Raw genomic sequence first — 22,344 nt, 5'->3', positions numbered from 1 at the left:
GAATGGGGGGAAGTCGCGGGGTGTTTCATTAAATGCGGTGGGGACGGCTTGCCAGGGACGGTTTGTTGGCACGGCAGGAGATGTCGCAATTGGCGCGTCGCCATTCCTGACATCGAAGGTAGATTTTCGCTCACATAAAGCAGCGCTTTCCAGCGCCTCTCATTTTTACAAACGAATACCTTCGTATTACGAATGGGTATCGGTGTTCGTGCGTTTTCCAAACGTAAGCACGAGCGATCACGAGAGATCTGGGAGATATAAAAATTGAAAAAAGAGAGAGCGGAAACCGGAAAGGTCGGCCTTCAACACGCAGTTATCCGAGCGGATTCGATCCGGTCAAGGATATCAATAGGCCGCTTCGCTGCCAGCGTTGCAAACGTCACGCTAGCGCTGGCTTTGGCGGCGTGTAGTGGGAATGGCGCGAGCGACACCGCCTCCCAATCCGCACCGACGGCCCGGGATGCGGATGAAGTGGCCGCTGCAGCGGGCGCCGCAGCTTCCAGTACGGTTCCGCTCGCAATGTCGTTGAAGATGAATACAACTGGCATTACATCGGACTCTCAGACGGACCGTTTCATCATTAAATACAAAACTGGCTCTGCTGAACGCGGTTCTTCCTCGGCGGTGCAGTCAAGACTTGACAAGCTTGCAAGCACTTTCCCAGCAAGAGCGCATCATTTGCGTCGGATGGGCATCGGCGCGGATGTGGTGACGACTGAGCGCAAACTGTCCAGCACGCAAGCGAAAGCATTCATGCGCGCCATCGCAGCCGATCCGAACGTGCAATATGTTGAGCCCGACATTACAGTTTCAGGTGGCGCTGTACCCAATGATCCGTACTTTAACGATCAATGGGGTCTTCTTTCAAATCTTGACCTTGGGCAACCCTACGCGGGTATCCGCGTGGCGAATGCTTGGAACACCGGAACCGGCGCGGGCGTGACTATCGCGCTCGTGGACAATGGCGTAACAAGCCATAGCGACCTGAATGCGAACATAGCTCCCGGTGGATCGGATTTTACATTTCTTCCAGGGCCGGGTGATGGCACAAACCCTGGCCGCACAATCGAAAATCCGAACTGCCAGGTAACCTGGCATGGCACTCACGTTGCCGGTATTTTGAGCGCGGTGGCAAACAATGGCCTCGGCGTCGCAGGCGTCGCACCGTCGGCGAAAGTGCTTTCAGTCCGCGCGCTGAGTGCCTGTAACTTCGGCACAATGTCCAGCGTCGTGGAAGCTATGGTGTGGGCCGCGGGCGGATCTGTTCCGGGCTTTCCCATCAACCCTCGTCCTGCAAAGGTCATCAACGCGAGCCTCGGCTCGTCTGGCCAATGTTCGCAGACGTATCAGGATGCCATAGACACTGTGAACGGTTTGGGCGCTACGGTTGTAGTAGCCGCCATGAACGATAACGATGACGCATCGAACACCTAACCTGCCAACTGTCATGGCGTTATCGCTGTCGGTAACACGCAACGCGACGGTTCGCGAGGCTACCTGTCCAACTACGGGCCGACGGTCGACATTTCCGCTCCTGGAACCGACATCTTATCGACCTATAACGATGGAACTTCGGCGGTGGGCAGCGAAAGTTATGCCGCTTTCAGCGGCACTTCCATGGCCGCGCCGATGGTTAGCGGCGTCGCTGCTCTCATACAGTCAGTCGCACCAAAGCCACTAAGCATTGCAGAGACGCGCACACTAATCACGCAGCACGCCCAACCATTCCCGAAACAGCCGGATCATCCTCTGGGTTCAGGCATTCTCGATGCAACGGCGACAGTTGCGGCGGCGAAGGCCGGCCAGATTCCAGCAACGGCAGATTTCAAATGTTCGCAGGCTGTGGCCGGGATGCTGGTTACTTGCGCAGACCTGTCGACCGCGAGAGGTTTTGCATCGATCAAGTCATGGGCGTGGAACTTCGGGTCGAGTAACTCGGTTGAAGTGGTAAACACGCAATCAGTGAACCCGACCTACGACTACGAACATCCGGGCATTTACAACATCACATTGACGACGACCGACAGCACGGGAGCAGTTAGCAGGGTAACCCGCCCCTTTACCGTAGTCGCCCCTGAATCAACTGATTTGAGTTTCGACGTCAACATCACGATCGCTGCGAAAGCAAATGTCATGAAATTTTTCAAGCTGGACGTCCCCGCTGGCGCGCGGATCCTGAGAGTAGCTCTCTCGAACAGATCCAGTCTTGAATCGGGAACGATGTATCTCAGGGCCGGTTCGCCCACTACGGTAAACGCGCCTTGCGTGAGAGCATTCGCTTCAGGCAGTGGCGCCCAATGCATCATGTCAAGCCCGGCAGCAGGCACTTATTACGTCACAGTGAGCCCAAATACAAATCTCAACGACGGCGTGCTTTACGCCACCTATACACCTTGAGGCTTGTGTTGGCGAAATGCATCTGCATCGCTCTTACGCCGCGCAGATGCACAACTTCACGCATAAGCGAAGCTGGTTATCTTTGAAAATGCCTGACGCCACCGCCCATCATTCCTACGTCGTCGACATCGACGCCCTGATTGCTCGCGCGGACGCCGACTATTCCGCCTTACGCATGAGGGATGCGGAAAGCGGCTATCAACGCGCATTGGCCCTAAGCCCGCTCAACGTCCATGCCCTGCATCGTATGGGACTGGTGTGCGTGCACCTGAAAAAAATCGCCGAAGCAGATACTTATCTGGAGCGTGCTCTAAACGCCGATCCGGCACGTGCCGATCTGTGGGAACACGCGGGCCTGATTGCCGCGATGAAGGGCGAATACATACGTTCGGAAGCCTTCTACCGTCGTGCGCTCGGCCTCTCTGGAAGCACCGCGACGTTGCATCGCAATCTCGCGGATTGCCTGCGACTGAGCGGCCGCCTTGCTGATGCGAAAGTGCAATACAAAAAGGCTCTCTCCATAGAGCCGGACCTTCATCATGCGATACGTGCCATCGCGCGTTTGAGTGCCGAACTCGGGGAAACCGATGACGCCGCCGATTATTGGCTATCTGCCTGGGCGCTCGACTCATCTTCCCTGCAAGACGGGTTCGATCTGATCCATGCGCTAGCCAAAGCCAATCGAACGGTGCGGGTAAACGAAGCGGTCGCACAGATCAGCAAACGGGAAGCGGACAATCCTGAAGCATTGCAGGCGCTGTGTCTCGCGCTATACAGAGTGGACAGCTTCGCCAACATGCTGAATGTCGCCCGCCAGGCAATCAGGATGGATCCGCAACGCGTCGCGCTGCACCACTATGCCGCCCATGCCCTGAGCGTACGCGGCAGAGTTGCAGAAGCGTTGGTCTACAGCAGCGAAGCGGTACAGCTCGCGCCCGACGATCCAGTCATGCAGTGTCAGCTTGCATGCCTCGAACTGAGTCAGGGCGACTTCAAGAGCGGATGGGCACGTCGCAATATGACTTACGCCATGCCGCTCGCGCATGCCACGTTGGTTTTTCCAGATTTTCCGGTGTGGAACGGCGAACCGGTTTCCGGGTCTAGTTTCCTGCTCGTCGGCGAGCAAGGACGTGGTGACGAAATCCAGTTCATCCGGTTTGCCGAGTGGCTGCATCAGCAAGGCGCAGTTGTCGATGTACTGGTCAGCCAACCTGTCGCCAGAATTGCGGCCAGCATGACCGGCGTACGATCGGTTTTTACAAAATTACCGGCCGGTCCTTACGACTATTGGAGCCATATGCTAAGGATGCCGGAGCATATGAAGCTCGACCTGCCAATGCTCCCTGTTGCCATGCCATACATCTCGGCATCGCCGCTTCATATTGACCAATGGCGGTCAAGGATCGATGCAGCTTCACCGTCAACTGCGTATAAGAAAACCGCGAGAATCGGCGTAGTGTGGGCAGGCGGCGCCCACACTGCTCTGGATCGATTCCGGTCGATTAGTATAGAAGCGCTGAAACCTCTATTGGAGCATCCGGGGACGACATGGTTTTCATTACAGAAAGGCGAGCATGAACGCGACAGCGAACATCTGGCGGGCAAGTTCGATTTGCACACGCTCGGACCAGTCATCGAAGACTTCGCCGATACGCTCGCCATACTTGAAACGCTCGACCTGCTCATCACCGTTGATACGGCCGTCGCACATCTTGCCGGCGCGGCGAACCTTCCTGTCTGGGTACTCTTGCCCGCGTATTCGGAGTTGCGCTGGCTGACCGGCAGAACAGATAGCCCCTGGTATCCATCAATGCGGCTATTCCGCCAGCGCGAACTCGGAGAGTGGAACACCGTTGTCGAAGAAATGAGGGAGGCTCTGACGGATTGGTGCCGTACCGGATCGATATAGCCGCCGCGCCTCTCCCTTCTTCCACTTCACCGCCGGTTCGACCCCGACACCACATCGATCCACACGGCCAGCACGAGAATGCTGCCCTTCACGATCATCTGCCAGTAAGCATCGACATCGAGCATCGACATGCCGTTATCTAGACTCGCCATGACCAGTGCCCCGATCAGCGCACCGTAGACCGTGCCGGAACCACCGCGCATCGACGTCCCACCGATAAAGCAAGCCGCAATCGCATCGAGCTCGCCCATCGATCCGGCCGAAGGCGACCCCGCAGCAAGCCGCGCCGTATTGACGATGCCGCCGAACGCGCACATCAGCCCCATCAGCGCGAAAATCGCCAGTTTCACGCGGTTGGTGTTGACGCCCGAGAGCCGCGTCGCTTCGAGGTTCGAACCGACCGCATAGATGCGTCGCCCGAACACCGCCTGCGTGGCGATCCACGTAAAGATACCCAGCAACGCGAGCAGTAACAGAACCGGCACCGGAATACCGCCGTAACGGTCGAGCGTAGCGACAAAGCCCGCGAGAATCACACCCGCGCCCACCACCTTCACGACGTCCTGCCAGAACGGCACCACACGCAACTGATAACGCTCGCGGTTGCGCCGCTGCCGTATCGTCAGAAATGCCAGCAGCAGAAACAGCACCACGGCAAGCGTATCGCCCGCGAGCCTCGGCAGATACCCTTGCCCGACGAACACGAAGCCGTCCGACACCGGCGCAATCGTCGAGCCGCCTGTCACGCCGAGCAGAATGCCGCGATACGCCAGCATGCCGCCGAGCCCGACAATGAACGACGGCACGCGCCGGTAAGTCGACCACCATCCGTTGAACATGCCGATCAGCACGCCGAGCAACATCACCACGGGTAACGTGACGGCGAGCGGCCAGTGCCGGTTGACGTCGAGTATCGCCGCCACGCCGCCGAGCAAACCGAGCAGCGACCCGACCGACAGATCGATCTCGCCGGCAATGATCACGAACACCATGCCGCATGCGAGCATGCCGGTAATCGACATCTGCCGCAGCAGGTTCGACAGATTGCGCGGCGTAACGAACGCGCCGTGCGTCAGCACCGAAAAGAAAATCCAGATCGCGGTCACCGCGATCAGCAGCGCGAGAATCTTGTAACGCGCGAACAGTTGCTGAAGGCGCTGCGGACCGCCGAATGCGCCTCGCGGCAGGGTTTCTTCGGCGCGTTGTGAAGTAACGTCGGGCGTCATGCGGCACTCGCTACGGTTGGGTTCGGGGATCGCTGCACGGGACGGATCGCGGCACTAAGAATGTCCTCCTGCGTCAGGCCGTCGTTGACGAAATCGCCTCGCAACTCGCCTTCGCCGATCACCAGCACGCGATCGCTAATGCCGAGCACTTCGGGCAATTCGGAGGACACCATCACGATCGACATGCCGCGCTGCGCCAGCTGAAAAATCAGTTTGTAGATTTCGTATTTCGCACCGACGTCCACGCCGCGCGTGGGTTCGTCGAGAATCAGCACTTTCGGATTGGTCAGTAGCATGCGTGTCAGCACGGCCTTCTGCTGATTGCCGCCCGACAGACTCGCAATCGATAACATGGGATGCGCGGCGCGCACCGAGAGTCGCTTCATCTCCGTGTGAATCGTATCGAGTTCGGCCGCGGAATCGATCCGGCCAGCCGATGCAAAGCGCCCCAACACGGCCAGCGTGATGTTGTGGCCGACGCTCAGCCCCGGCACGATGCCGTGGCGTTTGCGATCTTCCGGCACCATGCCGATACCGGCGCGAATCGCGTCCACGGGTGCGCGAATCTTGAGCGGCTTACCCTCCATCACCACGGTCGCCTCGCTCACACCCGGATACGCACCGAAGATCGCCTGCATCAACTCCGTGCGCCCCGCGCCGACCAGGCCAGCCACGCCGAGAATCTCGCCGCGCCGCAGTGCGAACGACACATCGTTCACACGCTTGCGACGCGGATTGGTCACATCGAAACAGGTGACGTGCCGCGCTTCGAAGATCACGTCGCCGATTGGATGCGGCTCGCGCGGAAACAGGTTCTTGATCTCGCGGCCCACCATCAGCGAAATGATGCGGTCGGTCGTGAGCGCGCGCATTGGCTCGGTCGCGACATGACGGCCGTCGCGAATCACGCTGATGGTGTCGCACACGGCGGCTACTTCGTCGAGCTTGTGCGAGATATACACGCAAGCCACGCCGCGCCGCTTCAGATCGCGCACGATGTCGAGCAGAATGCTGATCTCGGATGCCGTCAACGAAGAAGACGGTTCATCGAGAATCAGCAGCTTCGCGCGCTTGTTCAGCGCCTTGGCAATCTCGATCAGCTGCTGATGGCCGCCGCCGTAGTTCATCACCGGCTGCGCGGCATTGATTCCGCTAATGCCGAGTTCGCGCAGCAGTTCATCGGCGCGCTGATACATCGCGGCGTAATTCATGCGGCCGCCGGGCAGCGTGATTTCATTGCCGAGAAAGATGTTCTCCGCCACCGACAATTCCGGCACCAGCATCAACTCCTGGTGAATGATGATGATGCCGGCGCGTTCGGTGTCGCGCACACTGACGGCTTTCAACGGCGCGCCTTCCCAGATGATCTCGCCGTCCCAGGTGCCCCACGGATACACGCCGGAGAGCACTTTCATCAGCGTGGATTTACCCGCGCCGTTCTCGCCGCACAAACCCACGCACTCGCCCGGTGCGATCGTGAGGTCGATGCCGTCGAGCGCCTTCACGCCGGAAAACGCCTTGACGATGCCGCGCATCGTCATGAGAGGTTGCGTCATTCGCTATGCCTCGCTGCAAGGCGCGCGGCAGCGCCGATACGCATGACGCGCATCGACGTACGCCGCGCATACGTTACGCTCATTGGCTCGCGAGCTGGGCCTGGGTATAGAAGCCGTCCTTGACGACTACGTCGACATTGCTCTTGGTAAGCAACGTGGGTTGCAGGAGCACCGTGTCGACTTTCTTCTTGCCGTTGTCGTATTGCGCGTTATAGGCTGGCTTCTGGCCCTTCGCAAGTGCCACGGAAAGCTTGGCCGCTTCGCCGGCAATCAGTTTCAGCGGCTTGTAGACGGTCATGGTCTGCGTGCCGGCAATCACACGCTTGACCGCCGCGAGGTCGGCGTCCTGGCCCGATACCGGCACCTTGCCAGCCAGGTGCTGCGCTGCGAGCGCCTGGATAGCGCCGCCCGCTGTGCCGTCGTTAGAGGCGACGATCGCGTCGATCTTGTTGTTGTTCGCCGTGAGCGCATCTTCGACAATGCGCAGCGCCGTGGATGCGCTCCATTCCGGCACCCACTGCTGACCGACCACTTTGATGTCGCCCTTGTCCATCGCGGGCTTCAGGATTTTAAGCTGGCCTTCACGCAGCATCTTGGCGTTGTTGTCGGTTGGCGCGCCGCCGAGCAGGAAGTAGTTGCCCTTGGGTTGCGCGTTGTAGACGCCTTGTGCCTGCAATTCGCCCACTTTCTCGTTATCGAACGAGATATAGGCGTCGACATCGGCGTCGAGAATCAGGCGGTCATACGAGACCACCTTGATGCCCGCTTTCTTCGCTTCGGCCACCACATTGCCGAGTGTCTTCGAATTGAACGGCACGATCACGATGACGTCCACGCCGCGCGAGATCAGGTTTTCGATCTGCGAGATCTGCCGCTCTTCGCTCGCGTCGGCGGATTGCACCGATACTTTCGCGCCGAGCTTCTCTGCCGCGGCGACGAAGTAGTCGCGATCGCGCGACCAGCGCTCCACGCGCAGATCGTCGATACAGAAGCCAATTTCCGGATGATCCTTGCTTGCATGCGCGAGCGGCGCGGCAAGCGAGAGGCTGGCGAGCACCGCTCCACATACGAGCGAACTCAACACACTACGACGCGTTGCGAATTTCATGTCTGTCTCCTTCTTCTGATAGCCGGAATACCGGATGGGCGGCCTGCGCTGCGAGCCGCAGGACCGGACAAGCGACAACCCAAAGCTTCCTGTTTCGCGCGGTCGACGTGGCCGCGCGATTTTTATGTGGTGCTGCTACTTTCTCATGCACTGCTTCCTGCGATACGCTTCAGCGTCCGCTGTAAATAGCCTGATTCACGATGTTTTCCATGAGCTCCTGGTGACCGCTTGCGTGCTGCGGGTTCAGACCGCGCGAGAGTGCATCCGTTGCCAGCGTGGAGAGCGAATAGTCGCCGGACAGGATCTTGCGCCCAAAGTCGGCGTCCCAACCCGCATAGCGTTGGCGCTTGAATTGATCGAGACGGTCGTTTTCGATCAGCACCGCTGCGCGCTCAACGGCGAGCGCGAGGTTATCGATTGCGCCGATGTGGCCATAGAACAGATCTTCCGGATCGACACTTTGGCGCCGCACTTTCGAGTCGAAGTTCATGCCGCCCGTAGTAAAGCCACCGTGTTTGAGAATTTCGTAGAAGGCGAGCGTCAGCTCTTCCACACTATTTGGGAACTGGTCGGTATCCCAGCCGTTTTGAGGGTCGCCGCGATTTGCGTCGACGCTGCCGAAAATACCCAGTGCGTAGGCCGTGGCAATCTCGTGATGAAACGAGTGGCCCGCGAGCGTCGCATGATTGGCCTCGATGTTTACCCGAATCTCTTTCTCCAGCCCGTGTTGCAGCAGGAAGCCATGTACGGTTGCGACATCGTAATCGTATTGATGCTTGGTCGGTTCCTGCGGCTTGGGTTCGATCAGCAGCGAGCCTTTAAAGCCGATCTTGTGCGCATGGTCCACGACCATATGCAGAAAACGGGCAAGTTGATCGCGTTCACGCACGAGGTCGGTATTGAGCAACGTGTCGTAACCTTCGCGGCCGCCCCACAATACGTAGTTGTCGCCGCCTAGCCGTTGGGTCGCATCGAGTGCGTGGCGCACCTGCGTCGCCGCAAACGCGAACACTTCCGGATCGGGGCTGGTGGCCGCGCCGGCCGCGTAACGGGGATGCGAAAACAGATTGGCCGTGCCCCACAGCAGCTTGATGCCGGTGTCCTCCTGCTTGCGTGCCAGATAGTCCGTAATGCGCAGGAAGTTTTCGCTGTACTCCTTCAGGCTCGAACCTTCCGGCGAGACGTCAGTATCGTGGAACGTGTAATATGGCGTACCGAGCTTCGAGAAGAACTCGAATGCGGAGTCCGCCTTCTGCTGTGTCCGCTCCATTGCATCGCCGGCTTGCTGCCAGGGACGCCGAAACGTTCCCTGCCCGAAAATATCCACGCCCGGCCAGACGAATGTATGCCAATAGCACACCGCAATGCGCAGATGTTCTTCGAGGGTTTTTCCGAGTACCTTTTTACTTTTATCGTAGTGGCGGTATGCAAGCGGGTTATCCGATTGCGGGCCTTCGTAGCGGATCTCGGGAATGTGTTCGAAATAGGACATCTGCGTCTCCAGTTATGTTGCACCGCAACCCGTGCGACGTCGTCGCGCCGGTCGACAAGGTGACGCCATGCTGCCGCTTGCAAGATGCGTCGGCAATTGCGAAATTGCGCAGCGTGCTTGATGTTTCTTACCGCCTTCCATTTTGTTTCGCACCGGCGCGTGATTCGGGGCCTAGAATAACCGGACGCTTAAAACCGGTGCCGCGTGAAACGCGTGCCTTGCCCACTGCCATGACCCGTCCGCAAACACCGCAAACCAGCCACCGGATCGCGTTGCTGTTCAACGCGAACAAGGTCTACGACCGCGAGATCATCACCGGTATCGGCAATTACCTGCTGTCCACGCGCGTGGCGTGGGACCTCTTTCTGGAAGAAGACTTTCGCTGCCGGCTGACGGGCATTGAACGCTTCGACGGCGACGGCATCATTGCGGATTTCGACGATCCCGCCGTGGGCGAAGCGCTGCGCGATTGTCCGCTGCCCGTGGTCGCCGTGGGTTCGTCGTTCGAAGATCCGGCGCACTATCCTCCGGATTTGCCCTATATCGCCACCGACAACAGCAAGCTCGTCTCGCTTGCGTATACGCATCTGATCGGCGCGGGTCTCGAGCATTTCGCGTTGTATAGCCTGCCGCAGGCGCAGGAAAACCGCTGGGCGCAACAGCGCGAACTCGCGTTTGCCCATTTACGCCGTGCGGATGGTCGCAGTGCAGCACAGATAGACGGCGAGATATATCGCGGCCTCTCGACCAGCGCGCCGTCATGGAACCAGGCGACCGAGCAACTCACCGCATGGCTGCGTGACTTACCGAAGCCGGTCGGCATCATTGCCGTGACCGATGCGCGTGCCAGGCATCTGCTCCAGGCGTGTCTGATTGCCGGCATTCCGGTGCCGGAGGAAGTCGCGATCATCGGCATCGACAACGATCCGCTAACGCGCACACTGACGCGAATTCCGCTTTCTTCGGTAATTCAGGGCACTGAAGAAATGGGCCGCACCGCGGCTCACCTTTTGCATCAGATGCTGCACGGTGCGCGCTTTCCGGGGCGGCGCATTCTCGTGCCGCCGGTCGGCATCAACGTGCTCGAATCGACCAGGCACCAACCGCTTGCGAGCCCGTATGTGATGCGGGCTCGCCACTTTATCCGGCAGTACGCATGCCAGGGTATTCGCACCGAACAGGTTGCCGATTATGTGGGCGTGTCGCGCTCGTCGCTCGAAGAGTACTTCAGGCGCGAGCGGCAGTGCACCGTGCATCAGGAAATTCTTCGCCATAAACTCGATGTTGCGAAAGCACTGTTGGCCAAGCGCGATGCGTCGAGCGCGGAAGTGGCGATCCATTGCGGCTTCACGTCGCTGCAATACATGTATGCGGTGTTTCGCCGTGAGCTCGGTTGTACGCCGCGCGAATACCAGGAGCGGGTGAATTCGACACCGGCACCGGGCTGAGCATGCCTTTACCTTTTTATTCCACCGACGACATGATGAGCATCGCACAACTTTCTTCCGAGCCGTGGGGCACATTGCGCGGCGGCGATTCCGTCAGGCTCTTCACGCTGCGCAACGCACACGGCATGAAAGTCGCCATTAGCGATCTGGGCGCGACGCTGGTGTCGTGGCACGCACCGGATCGCGCGGGCGTGCTCGGCGATATCCTGCTCGGCCACGACACGCCCGCCGAGTACGTGGCGGCCACTACTTATATGGGCGCACTGATAGGCCGCTGGGCAAACCGCATTGCCGATGCCCGCTTCACGCTACACGGTATCGAATACGCACTCGACCGTAACGACGGCACGAACCTGTTGCATGGCGGCACGACGGGATTTCATCGCGCGCTGTGGGAAGCGAGTGAAGACAACGGTGCGCTGCTCATGCGGCTGGAGTCACCCGAAGGCGACGCCGGTTTTCCGGGCAACGTGACCACGCAAGTGCGCTACTCGCTCGACGACGACGGCACGCTGACCATCGCCTATGAAGCGATCACCGACGCCGCGACGCCGCTCAATCTGACGAGCCATCCGTACTTCAATCTCACAGGCCGGCCGGGTGCGGATATTCGCGGCCATATGCTGTCGATCGACGCCGACCGGTTCTTTGAAGTCGACGCCACCATGATTCCATGCAAGCTGGCCGAGGTAGCAGGCAACGCATTCGATTTCCGGCGCAGTGCGCCGATCGGTGCGCGATTGGACTGGCCGCACGCGCAGTTGGCAACGGCGGGCGGCTTCGATCATTGCTACGTGTTGCGCGATACGCCTGACACCGGCATGAACGGTGCCACGCCGCCCATGCGCCAGGTTGCCTGCGCTTACGATCCCGGCAGCGGACGCGAATTGACCGTCTTGACCGATCAGCGCGGCTTACAGTTCTATAGCGGCAATTCGCTGAATGGCGATCCGGGACGCGGCGGCATTGCATATCAACCGCACGCCGGTTTATGTCTTGAAGCAGGCGGCTTCCCGAACCAGGTCAATATGGCTGAGCAGGACGAGGTGATCGTGCGCGCCGGCAGCACTTATCGGCAAGTGACCGCCTATCGGGTAGACGTACGCAAGGGCGTATAAAACGATTCTTCAGATATTACATCACGCCGACTTGCTGTTTGTCGCAACACTGAATTACCGTCTTAGTGGTTTCCCCTAGATCACTCGCTTCCTAGAATCCGTGCAGGGTGTCAAAGATTGCTCGGCGCCTAAAAAAATATTCTCGGAGGGAAGCATCATGAAATCGCTTATCAAGGCAACGACGCTGGTCGTCGTCCTCGCAGTCCCGCTGGCATCATTCGCGCAATCCGAGCAACCGGTCACGCGTGCCGAGGTCAAGGCACAATTGAAGCAGCTCGAACAGGCCGGCTACAACCCCGCGGTAGCAACCGACTCCGTCTACCCCGCCGACATTCAGGCAGCCGAAGCCCGCGTTTCCGCGCGGAACAATGCAGCTACGGCGTACGGTCCTTCCACGACCGGGTCGTCCGAAACCGGCTCCGGCGTTCCCGCCGGCAATCCGAATCTGCAAGGGCAGTAGGACGCCTTTGTCGTGCAATTCGATTGGTGCGCTCCTTCGCAATGCCTTCAGGAGTTAGCGCTTGGCACGCTGACCGGATCGGCGACGATACGATCACGTCCCGCCTCTTTCGCCTGATACAGCAGACGATCGGCGCGCCTGAAAAGACGATCCACGTCACGCGAATCGCACGCTGACGCGAACGCGACGCCAAAACTCGCAGTGATGGTGAAACCCTCGCCACCGCTAAAAGGGATTCGGGTCTCGCTGATCCTGCGACGCAAACGCTCCGCTACGGCAAGCGCTTGTGCTGCATCCTGCACACGGCTCAATACCGCGAACTCTTCCCCACCCCATCTCGCCACGACATCCGATTGCCGGCAGATTTCACGGCAAAGACGGGCCACGAGTTGCAGCGCATGATCGCCGGTGGCGTGACCATACGTGTCGTTGATTTTCTTGAAGTGGTCAATGTCGAACATGATCAGCGCGAGCTCCGGCTCGGCCGCGTTCCGTTCTGCACAGCTCAGGCGCGCCCTGCTCTCGAATGCGCGGCGGTTGAGCAGATGAGTCAGAAAGTCCGTTTCCGCCGTGGCTTTGAGTTCATGAATCAGACGGCCACGCTCCCGTTCGAGCTGCTGCCTCTCCACGCTGTTCGCCTTCAGCACACCGATCGCATTGAACATGGCCTTGATTTCGCCGCGATAGCGTGCTGCCGGAATCTCTGCCGTGAGGTCACCGTTTGCAATTGCTCCAATTACGTGGGTCGCATCGACAAGCGGTCGAATCACGCGCCTTCTGAATAACATCGCCATCGAGAGCAATATCGCTATCAGCAGAAATGCGGCCAGCCCGCTGACCGCCAGAAGGCCCAACGCATTGCTGCGGTGATGACCGATCTCCGTTTCAGCAAGGTCCAGCACCTGATCGCGGAATGCCGTGATCGGACGCATCATCGGCACGTAGCGGTCCGCGAGCTGCGCGGGCGATATCGCAACGCCACCCGGCCGGCTCGCCAGGCTGCGGACCTCGGCAATATAGGCAATGCCCTCGCCGAAGTACTGCCGGTTCATTTTGTCAAACGCCGTGGACTCCAGCGTCGGCCGGTCCCGCACGTGCGAATCGATCAATTCACGCAACTGGTCGATTCTCCCCTCGGTTCGCTCGATCACGAGCTGATTGTCTTCACCTAGCGTCCTGTGCGCGGTCAGCGTGGCGGTAAAGTGCGAGCCGAGCTGGCCGGCGGCTTCCCGCAGGTCCGCAGTCAGCGTAGCGAGGATCAGACAATTCAGTGCGCGAGTATCGCCCTTGACCACGTTCGCAGCCAATGCATCGATGGCAGGCGCAAACTGCGGAATGACCTTGATCATCCGGTCCACTGCATTCGAGAGCGTGCGCTCCCGCCGTTGCGCCAGCGGCAGGCCTATCAGTTGATCGACGTTCTCCCGTGCGCTTGCGAGGTCGTTGCGCGCTTCCTGTATGCGAGCAAGCTCGACGGCACACCCCGGGCAACGGCCGGCCTGAAGCATCTCGAGCAACTTCTCGATCCGCGCATCGCTTTCGTCACGGGCGCGGCGCAGCGAGACCCGCCTCGCTTCCGGGATCGGCAAATCTTCGCCTAGCACGCTATTGGTCGGGCCACGCTCCGCGGACACGCTCTCGATTGCCAGCAATCCGGCGCGATAGGTCTGGAACGCATAGAGGGCGCCGTCAGCTACCATGTATGCGTGCCACTCGTGCACGACCAGCCTGCCACACAAAACCAGAACCGGCAGGAGTGCGACCGCAACACTAATACTGAAGCGCCTGTCTATGGACATGGCGGAGAATGCATTCCTGATCATGGAAACTTGCGCGAGACATCGCGCGTCAAAAAACGATGAATACCGCAGGCGGGCGCAAACGTATGCGGATATTTCTACGCACGTTGCAGCCGCCTAAGGGAGGCGACATCACTCAGTGCTCGACCGTCTCGCTCATGATAGCGGTCACAAGCCGCTGGCGCGCCGACCGATAGGCCAGACTGTCCGGCCCGTGACTCACTGCTGCCGCAATCAGGGCTCGCTGTGCTGTCGGATCCGACAGTCCCTTTGGCAGAATGGACTCCGTTTCGCTAAAGAACCTTGAGAATGGGCAAACCTGGCAGGCTGAGTCGAGCGGCGCCGGCGCAACGGGTTCGACGACTCCGAGCGTAACCGGTATCGTCACAATATCAGACAGCCGGCCGAACGCGCGCGGATCTTCACAGATCAGGTGCAGGCGTTCTTCCCAGATCAACAGCGTGGCCAGTTTCCCCAAGGCGCTTCTCGCGTCCAGAGAACGCGGCAAGTAAGGCTGGTTATGCATCCATGCCGTCAACTGCTGCGCAGGCATGGGGCGTGCGATCGCATAGCCTTGAGCTACGTCGGCACCGAGAATGACAATGGCTTCGAGCATCCCCGCATCTTCGATCCCTTCCACCACCACCGATTTGCCTAGCGAACGGCCAAGCCTGGTCAACTGGTAGACGAAACGCAACACATTCGATGCATCCTGACCGGCAACACTCACGATACTGCGGTCGATCTTGATCCAGTCGAACGGCAGTTCGCGCAACCGGTTCAGGCTGCTGTGCCCGGACCCCAAGTCGTCTTCGGCCAGGTTGATGCCGAGCAACTTGAATTTCGCCAGTTCACCGGATACGTCCATGCCCGATGGAAGCGCGTCCGTTTCCAGAATTTCCAGAGTCAGCATGTCGGGACGGCAAACGTACTCCGTCAAGGCTTGCCGCGTGGCTTCGAAATAGCGGTTGTCGCCCATCGCACTGGACGGCAGATTGACCGACACCTTCAACTCGACGCCAACCTGCAACCAGCGGTTCCTCTGGGACAACACCTGTGCGAGTCCGCGAACGTAGAGCTCAAGGAAATCATCCGTGGATAGTGCCGGGAAAAACTCGCCGGGCGTCAAGACGCGATCGCCTTCCCGCAGCCGGGCCAGCGCCTCGACTTTGGTCACCTGCCCGGTTTTAAGATCCAGTAGCGGCTGGTAGTGCATTTCCAGCGCATCGGACCGGAGCAGCGCAGCCCAATGTTGTCGCGTGGCGTACGGTACGGCATGAGTACGCCCTTCCTGATTCTCGATCCGCGCGATGGCGAGCCCCAGAAGCGTTTGCAATGGCATGATAAAAGCCATCTGGTCTGCTGCCGAATATCCGCCGGGAAATGAGCTATAGAGCGAAAGGATGGCCTTGGGCGGATGCCCGGGTTGTCGCAGAGGAATCGCCACGCTGGAGCGGAAATTCTCGTACAGCGCCAGCGTTCTCCACGGCTCCATCAGCGGATCCGTTGCAAAGTTGATGCTTCGCTCCACGTTCCCGCTGCGCCAGGCGCGTCCGACAGGTCCTTGCCCCTGAGGCAGATCGCCATTCGAGACCGGCCGTTCCGCGGAATTCTCCAACTCGGCAAGATACCGCTCCATCGACTTGCCTGACACCGACTCGAAACGGAAGACCCCGTCACTATCAGGCCGGCCAACCGAACAGCCTGTCACCTCGTCGTGTTCGCCGAGTATCTGAACAACCCGGCCGATCAGATCCGTATAACTCTCCACTTCCCACGCGAGTTGGGTCACGCGCATCAACACGTCCTGACGTGAAGTCTGCAGACGCTGGTAGGCCTCCGTCTGCCACGCCAGATCCTGCGTCAAGCGCCTTCCCAGCACCGCCAGTGCCCTTCCGTGCAACGTCGTATCGAGTGTGTCGTGAATCGCAGCGGAAAGGATTCCCCGGCTGCGAATCAGATCTTCCCACTCCAAACCTACGATGGCATGGATACGTCCAACCCGTAGCGCCATCGTACGGTGATCCATCGCCGTCAGGTCGGGTGACGCGAGCGCGTACAGATTCTGGATCTGTTGCGTCTTGAGATGCTGAAGTTCATGCTCCGACAGCGCCGCGAGCGTGTGCTTCGACTTGGGCAAGCGAATCAGGCCATCATAGAAGCGCTTCACGATATCGATGGCGTTGTGCCGCAAAACCTCCGTCAGCGAGGTAAGTGCCGACGCCCATGCCTGGCTATACAGATGCGAACCATCGTCCATCAGGTCGTTGTCAGGCGTTGCGTCGGAAACGTCGTTCGACATGGCCATGGAAGCTCCGGGGTGTAGGCTTTCTTGCAAGTTGTTTGCAGCAAGTCGTGCAGACATGCCTGGCATGTGCTCGTCCCGATCCGAAGGTTCGAAGCTGCCCATAGGCCAGGCGTCTGTTCCGGCGGCTTATACAGTCCGCACGCGCAGAATGGGTGTCGGCGGTTTCAGCGCGGACGTAGGCGCTGTTTCGACACGCCGGAACCGCACTGCGTGCCTGAGCCGCGAGGCGCATGCCAGCGCCATGCTAGGCGTCCAGCCGGAACGTGGACACAATGGCCTTCAGATCGTCCGCCTGCATCTCTAGCGAACTGGCTGCGGCTGCGGCTTCTTCGACCAGTGCCGCGTTCTGCTGCGTGACCTGATCCATCTGCGTGACAGCCTCATTCACCTCGCCGATGCCCTTGCTTTGCTCCTGCGACGAAGCGGCGATTTCACTCATGAGATCGGTCACGCGCCTGACCTCGTGCGTAATCCGGTCCATGGCTTCGCCGGCTTCCTGCGCGTATCCGGCACCGGTGCGCACCCGTTGAACCGAATCGTGAATCAGTTCCCTGATCTCTTTCGACGCGGTCGAAGAACGCTGCGCGAGCGAGCGCACCTCGGAAGCGACCACTGCAAAGCCTCTCCCCTGTTCGCCGGCACGCGCCGCCTCCACGGCCGCGTTCAAGGCGAGGATATTGGTCTGGAATGCGATGCTTTCGATCATGCCCACTATGTCGGCGATCCTGTCGGAGCTGGCGTTGATCCCGTCCATCGTTTCAACGACACGCGTTACGACGACACCACCCTGCTCGGCCACCTTGACCGCCTGCGCAGCGAGCTGATTGGCCTCGCTCGCATTCTCGGCGTTCTGGCTCACCGTGGAGATCAGTTGCTCCATGCTGGCCGCCGTTTGCTCCAGAGACGCAGCCTGCTCCTCAGTGCGTTGAGAGAGGTCTTGGTTGCCCACCGCGATCTGATGCGAAGCGGTAGCGATCGAATCGGCTGCAATCTTGATCCCGCTGATCGTGCGCGTGAGTTGCTCCTGCATGCTTTTCATCGAAAATAGCAGGCTTGATCGATCATCCCGAGTCGTCTTGACCACTGCGGTCAGGTCATTGCCGGCAATCTGGTTGGCAAGCTCGGCGGCATAAGAAGGCTCTCCGCCCATTGCGCGAAGAATGCTGCGATTGAACAGCACCACGACAGTCGACAAAGCTGCGATCATCACCAGCATGATTCCGAGGCTGCGATACAGCATTGAACGGAACGCCGCGTCGATGTCGTCGACGTAGACTCCGGTCGTGAGAATCCAGCCCCACGGCTGATAGCCCACGTTGTAGGAGATCTTCGGAGACGCTTCCGATGAGCCCGGCCGCGGAAACGCATACTCGTTGAATCCCTTGCCGTCGCGCTTGACGGCGTCAACCGCGGCGCGAAAGACATACACACCGTTCGGATCTTTGTAGTTGCTGGCGTCCTTGCCGTCCATCTCCGGACGCGTCGGGTGCATCAACACCGTTGCGGCCGAATTGATGATCGCGAAGTAGCCTTCGTCGCCGTACCGGATGGCCCGAATCTTATCCATGGCCTGTTTCTTTGCTTCCGTCTCAGTCAGCGATCCTGCGGCTACGGCGTCACCATATGTCTTGACAAGACTAAGGGCGATGTCGGAAGCGTGGATCAGATCCTGTTTGCGATCTTCCAGTTGAGCTTCCCTCCCTTCGAAGGCGTTGTAGATCGATATACCGGCAAGACATAACAGGCTCAGGACCAGCGGAAGCCAAAGCTTCTGGGAGAAGGACAACTTCATACGTTAACGAACCTCTCAAATTGACCGCGACGGGCTGACAGTGCTACCGCTCTATAGTCTGCTAACGGCCGCAGGATCGATATCTTTAGCGATCACGTCGGGAAATAACGGAATCTCACTTCGATATAATGTTCGGTGTACAAATTATTGTTGGCCAGCCAAAGTTAGATATATTTCTCCGTCACCTTCCCATTGCGCTCCCGTGTATGGAATTCAGCTATTCCCGGTTAGGCAACGTTCCCATCCAATAGAAGGATCTTGTAACGCCTGAGCGAACAAACATCGCACACTGCGTCGGCCAGCTCGGCGGACAAACCCTCTACATGGGTGCATTTATTTCGCAGAATCCTGTTGATTATCCTACGTTCATTGTCGAGCAACCCTGCAGCTTCGTTGCTCAGTAGTTCGTCCAATATTGCGTAGAGACGGCATATCGCTGAACCGGACACAGACACAATCGGCCATGCATTCATCAAATAGCACAGCGGTAGTACCGCGCGCCTTTCACACCACTCGTCGAACAACGTCAGACAACAGTCATCGACTGACTGGGCGCACAAACACCAATGATCACGCATGAGAAAGCGTGCCGTTAAGTGGACGGTTCATATAGGTAACAAAGGTCTGACGAATGCCAGGCTGATCATGCTAAAGCTATTAGTATTCAGATAAGGCCCCACCACGATACCGGTTCGCGTCGTGACACTTCATTCTTTGCCGACTCGGCAAACCCTCTCATTTGACTTTAGTCAACTTGATACGCTGTATCGATGAGCGCATGAAGTCGACCGGGGAATATGATCGGTTCAGGAGTACGGTTCAACCAGCTTTTCAGCTCTCACCCCCCGGATCCAATCTGGAGTGCCAATGCCGAGAAAATGGTTGTCGAGGGGACAGATGTAAGACAACGAAATTTCTGCGGATACGCCATACAGCCACAAGCCGAATCGGCGTTTTCAGTTCTCCATTGCATCACAGGCTAATGACTACAATTCCGTTAAGACAGCCAATCGATGCGGCGTACGCCACTGAGTAAACGGTCGGACGCTGCACGTACGACTAGCGGACACTCGCGGGAGTGTCCACCCGCGAATGGACACGCCCCTCGTCAGTTTGTCGACGAACGGGTAATGCTCCGCCAATCAAAACTACGCCACGCGAGCGAGTCACCCGGTACTCTTCATCAATGGATCACGAACTGTTAATCGCCCTTGGCAAGCAATCTTTCGCTGGCGATCGCCCCAATCATTGTGCTCAATGCGGAATCCGCGAACTATGTCTTGGAAGTGGCCTTGACCTGCATCAGGTGTCCAATCTCGCCGACGTTGTTGTCGAAAGAAGGCGAGTCGAGCAAGGTAAGGTTCTCTACGAGCAAGGGGCTCCATTCACACATCTATTTGCGATTGCGAGCGGTTCGTCAAAGGCCGTGGTGCGCTCTGTCGACGGGCGCCCGCAGATTGCGGCACTCGCCCTGCGGGGTGATGTGGTGGGTTTCCTCGGTGCCGCGTCTGGAGCGCAAACCGTTACGGTGGTTGCGCTTGAGAATTCAGTCTTCTGTGTTATCCCTTACCGGCATCTGCTGCGGCGCATCTCCCAGAACCAGTTGATCGGCACTCAGTTTCATCGTCTCATTGCCCGCGTCATGCAACAACGGCAGGAGGCGTTCCTGTTCACCGCGAGTGCCAATGCCGAACGGCGCGTTTGTGGATTCCTGCTCTGGTTTTCAGACCAGCTCGCTGCGCGCAAACAGCACTTCACCGAGTTTTCGCTTCCCGTCAGTCGAACCGATATTGCCGACTTCGTCGGACTGCGACTGGAAACCGTGAGCAGGGCATTCACCCGGCTTTGCGATCTGAATCTCATCGAGGCCAAGGGGCGACATATCCGTATCCCGGACGTGCAGGGATTACGGCGATGGTTTTCGGCCTCACGTTGAGCCCCTGCGCACAGCTTGTCTCTTCGCTGATGCTATCGGTTGTCCGTTATCCGTTAGTTAGTGCCGCACGGCGACCGATTGCTGTGCATGCGCCTTTGCAATCGCTACGCTTTTGGCAGGAGAACGTTTGCGCTTGGGGGCGTTGTCGGTAGCTTGCGATCCGTTCGCAATCCTGGATGCTTCGACAAGAAGGCGCGTTGCGTGACTGGCGGTGAGACGCGCTTGAGGGACGCCCTTTGCATCGAGCGCAATCACCTGGAAGAGTTCGCGTTCGCATTCGAGATCCTGATGATATTGCTCTGCAGTGTCGACGAGCAGTTCGAGCATGGTCTGACGGCGGTGTCTTTCGTAGCTCATGATGGCAGGATTCCTACACATTGAAGACGCTAGTGTGATTAGCGTATTCAGTTTGCCCAGTTGCCGTTCGCATAGGTCGAATGCAGACAGCGCGAGCTTTTCGTATTGGAGTACGTCGACAGGCGGGCGTGAAGCGGGTTGATTTTTTGCGGTCTTGCTCATGGTGCGATCTCCCTGTTACTGCTCAGATCGCCCGACACTCGCTTGGAAAGTGGGTGAGCGGGCAGGTAGCGGGATTGGAAGACCGGTGTAATGCCAAGCCGGCGAGCCTCGCGGCTCCCCCACCACCGCCCGCCCATTGTGGAACAACAGACGTGCAGGGATAGACGCACTCCCCGCCTGAGCGGGTGTGCGGGCATTACATGCAGGCTTCCAAACCTGACCTTCGGGTGTTTCCCGAAGGCTTGGTGATTATAAATCAGGCCAGGTGCGGAGAGAGCAACTGGGTGCGCTAAAAGGTTTGATTTTTGGGTGGGTAAGCGCCTGAATGTGGGCGCGAGGGTGACGAGTAAAGCAAGCAGATATCCCGGTTAAAGTCAGCCATGGAAAAGCCAATATCAGGTAAGGGAAGTATGCAGCCGATTGACGCACGCGCGATGTGAGCGTGATTTGATGCTCAATAAGGGTGCCGCCACAAGTTTATGCGATTCCCTAACGCTCTAACTATCGGTTTTTCACTTATGATTTACCGAAAAACTCGGGGGCGCTATGTCGGGGCGTGAGACGAACAAGCACTGGTTGGACTATGTGGCGGCTTGGGTTGCGTTATGTGCGGCTATCGGCTCGCTGTTGGGCGCGGGTGCGTCCTGGTATCAGTTCAGGGCATCCAGAGATCAACTGCAGTCCATGAAGTTTGATCAGCGCCCCTGGGTTTCACTGGAAATGGAACCGGAAGGGCCACTTGTCCATGACGAGAGCAACGGATTGGCATACACGTTTAGGTATAGCCTAAACAACGTGGGCCGATCACCGGCTTTCAATGTCATGTTCACAGCCACGATGATGCCGCTAGCCGATTCGAAAGAGACGCCTCCAGTTTCCGGCGGCTTTTCTTATCCTGAACCGCTTGAGGCCCTACGGCGTGCCATAGCTCAAACGTGCCAAGAGAACGACGTTGCACGCACGCAGGGAATGGGCGAGGTAATGTTCCCGAACGCGGCTCAAAATCTACGATGGAAGGCCCACAGTCCGGGCCTTGCCAAAGGTTTTGTTCCTGGCTTCGCCGTAGTGGCGTGCGTCGCATATCAGTTCAGCGGCGACCCGGCTGTTCATAAAACTGTGCGTGTATTCGATTTGGAGCCGCGCGAATACGACAAGATGATTCATCTTGACTCTTCCAACGGCGACTCGCCGGAGTTGGTATTTTCCCCGCGGCTGGTCGAAGGTTTTTCGGCCGACTAACGCCTGAACGACCATGATGGTGCGGTTCGCTTACAAG

At 58.6% G+C, this 22,344-nt stretch carries 16 protein-coding genes and 1 pseudogene; 9 read left to right on the top strand and 8 right to left on the bottom strand.

Annotation, left to right across the window (positions count from 1 at the left end; genetic code table 11):
• The 4 genes and pseudogenes from NE850_RS38110 to NE850_RS38095 all read left to right on the top strand — a co-directional run.
• A partial coding sequence (locus NE850_RS38110) for a hypothetical protein (RefSeq protein ID WP_310700260.1) occupies nucleotides 1-268 on the top strand: 268 nt, incomplete at its 5' end.
• 251 nt (nucleotides 269-519) lie between these two features.
• Nucleotides 520-1,749: pseudogene (locus NE850_RS38105) on the top strand (S8 family serine peptidase); the annotation flags it as partial.
• A 102-nt stretch (nucleotides 1,750-1,851) separates the two neighbouring features.
• Nucleotides 1,852-2,397 carry a pre-peptidase C-terminal domain-containing protein gene (locus tag NE850_RS38100; protein ID WP_232292863.1) on the top strand — a complete coding sequence of 182 codons (546 nt, stop codon included), beginning with the start codon at nucleotides 1,852-1,854 and terminating at the stop codon, nucleotides 2,395-2,397.
• Nucleotides 2,398-2,413: 16 nt separating this feature from the next.
• Nucleotides 2,414-4,306 (top strand): tetratricopeptide repeat protein, encoded by a 1,893-nt coding sequence (locus tag NE850_RS38095; RefSeq protein WP_310700259.1) that lies wholly within the window; start codon nucleotides 2,414-2,416, stop codon nucleotides 4,304-4,306.
• A gap of 26 nt (nucleotides 4,307-4,332) precedes the next feature.
• On the opposite strand, the gene NE850_RS38090 is transcribed toward NE850_RS38095, so the two are convergent.
• From NE850_RS38090 to xylA, 4 genes are all read right to left on the bottom strand, one after another.
• Nucleotides 4,333-5,532 (bottom strand): ABC transporter permease subunit, encoded by a 1,200-nt coding sequence (locus NE850_RS38090; protein ID WP_310700258.1) that lies wholly within the window; start codon nucleotides 5,530-5,532, stop codon nucleotides 4,333-4,335.
• On the bottom strand, nucleotides 5,529-7,088 hold the full coding sequence (xylG, locus tag NE850_RS38085) for a D-xylose ABC transporter ATP-binding protein (protein ID WP_007176106.1): 1,560 nt from the start codon (nucleotides 7,086-7,088) through the stop codon (nucleotides 5,529-5,531). Before xylG ends, NE850_RS38090 begins: the two co-directional genes overlap by 4 nt.
• Nucleotides 7,089-7,167: 79 nt before the next feature.
• Nucleotides 7,168-8,196, bottom strand: a complete 1,029-nt coding sequence (gene xylF, locus NE850_RS38080) for a D-xylose ABC transporter substrate-binding protein (protein ID WP_007176105.1) — start codon at nucleotides 8,194-8,196, stop codon at nucleotides 7,168-7,170.
• A gap of 169 nt (nucleotides 8,197-8,365) precedes the next feature.
• Nucleotides 8,366-9,688, bottom strand: a complete 1,323-nt coding sequence (xylA, locus tag NE850_RS38075) for a xylose isomerase (RefSeq protein WP_007176104.1) — start codon at nucleotides 9,686-9,688, stop codon at nucleotides 8,366-8,368.
• Nucleotides 9,689-9,918: 230 nt separating this feature from the next.
• Here xylA and NE850_RS38070 point away from each other — a divergent pair, with 230 nt between their 5' ends.
• The 3 genes from NE850_RS38070 (at nucleotide 9,919) to NE850_RS38060 (ending at nucleotide 12,714) form a co-directional block, all read left to right on the top strand.
• A complete protein-coding gene (locus tag NE850_RS38070) occupies nucleotides 9,919-11,136 on the top strand; it encodes a DNA-binding transcriptional regulator (protein WP_310700257.1) in 1,218 nt (405 codons plus the stop codon).
• Nucleotides 11,137-11,168: 32 nt separating this feature from the next.
• Nucleotides 11,169-12,254, top strand: a complete 1,086-nt coding sequence (locus NE850_RS38065; protein WP_310700261.1) for an aldose epimerase family protein — start codon at nucleotides 11,169-11,171, stop codon at nucleotides 12,252-12,254.
• A gap of 157 nt (nucleotides 12,255-12,411) precedes the next feature.
• Nucleotides 12,412-12,714 carry a DUF4148 domain-containing protein gene (locus tag NE850_RS38060; RefSeq protein WP_310700256.1) on the top strand — a complete coding sequence of 101 codons (303 nt, stop codon included), beginning with the start codon at nucleotides 12,412-12,414 and terminating at the stop codon, nucleotides 12,712-12,714.
• Between the two features lie 47 nt (nucleotides 12,715-12,761).
• Here the strand turns inward: NE850_RS38060 and NE850_RS38055 are convergent, their stop codons facing one another.
• From NE850_RS38055 to NE850_RS38045, 3 genes are all read right to left on the bottom strand, one after another.
• A complete protein-coding gene (locus NE850_RS38055; RefSeq protein ID WP_232064294.1) occupies nucleotides 12,762-14,414 on the bottom strand; it encodes a diguanylate cyclase in 1,653 nt (550 codons plus the stop codon).
• A 235-nt stretch (nucleotides 14,415-14,649) separates the two neighbouring features.
• The gene (locus tag NE850_RS38050; protein ID WP_232064292.1) at nucleotides 14,650-16,923 is read right to left on the bottom strand and encodes an EAL domain-containing protein; all 2,274 of its coding nucleotides are present in this window, start codon (nucleotides 16,921-16,923) and stop codon (nucleotides 14,650-14,652) included.
• A 142-nt stretch (nucleotides 16,924-17,065) separates the two neighbouring features.
• Entirely contained in the window at nucleotides 17,066-18,613 is a 1,548-nt protein-coding gene (locus NE850_RS38045; protein WP_310700255.1) for a methyl-accepting chemotaxis protein, read from the bottom strand.
• Between the two features lie 1,186 nt (nucleotides 18,614-19,799).
• Here NE850_RS38045 and NE850_RS38040 point away from each other — a divergent pair.
• Nucleotides 19,800-20,549 carry a Crp/Fnr family transcriptional regulator gene (locus NE850_RS38040; RefSeq protein WP_035516419.1) on the top strand — a complete coding sequence of 250 codons (750 nt, stop codon included), beginning with the start codon at nucleotides 19,800-19,802 and terminating at the stop codon, nucleotides 20,547-20,549.
• Between the two features lie 57 nt (nucleotides 20,550-20,606).
• Here the strand turns inward: NE850_RS38040 and NE850_RS38035 are convergent, their stop codons facing one another.
• Nucleotides 20,607-21,068 (bottom strand): hypothetical protein, encoded by a 462-nt coding sequence (locus NE850_RS38035; protein WP_310700254.1) that lies wholly within the window; start codon nucleotides 21,066-21,068, stop codon nucleotides 20,607-20,609.
• Nucleotides 21,069-21,752: 684 nt separating this feature from the next.
• Here NE850_RS38035 and NE850_RS38030 point away from each other — a divergent pair.
• Nucleotides 21,753-22,307, top strand: coding sequence for a hypothetical protein (locus NE850_RS38030; protein ID WP_165187716.1), 555 nt, complete (start codon nucleotides 21,753-21,755; stop codon nucleotides 22,305-22,307).
• The last annotated feature ends 37 nt before the right edge of the window (nucleotides 22,308-22,344 follow it).

Origin of the sequence: Paraburkholderia sp. USG1 (genome assembly GCF_031570135.1) — a bacterium.
Lineage (GTDB): Bacteria > Pseudomonadota > Gammaproteobacteria > Burkholderiales > Burkholderiaceae > Paraburkholderia > Paraburkholderia dioscoreae.
The sequence above is the reverse complement of the archived record's forward strand: the minus strand, read 5'-3'. Positions and strand labels throughout refer to the sequence as shown.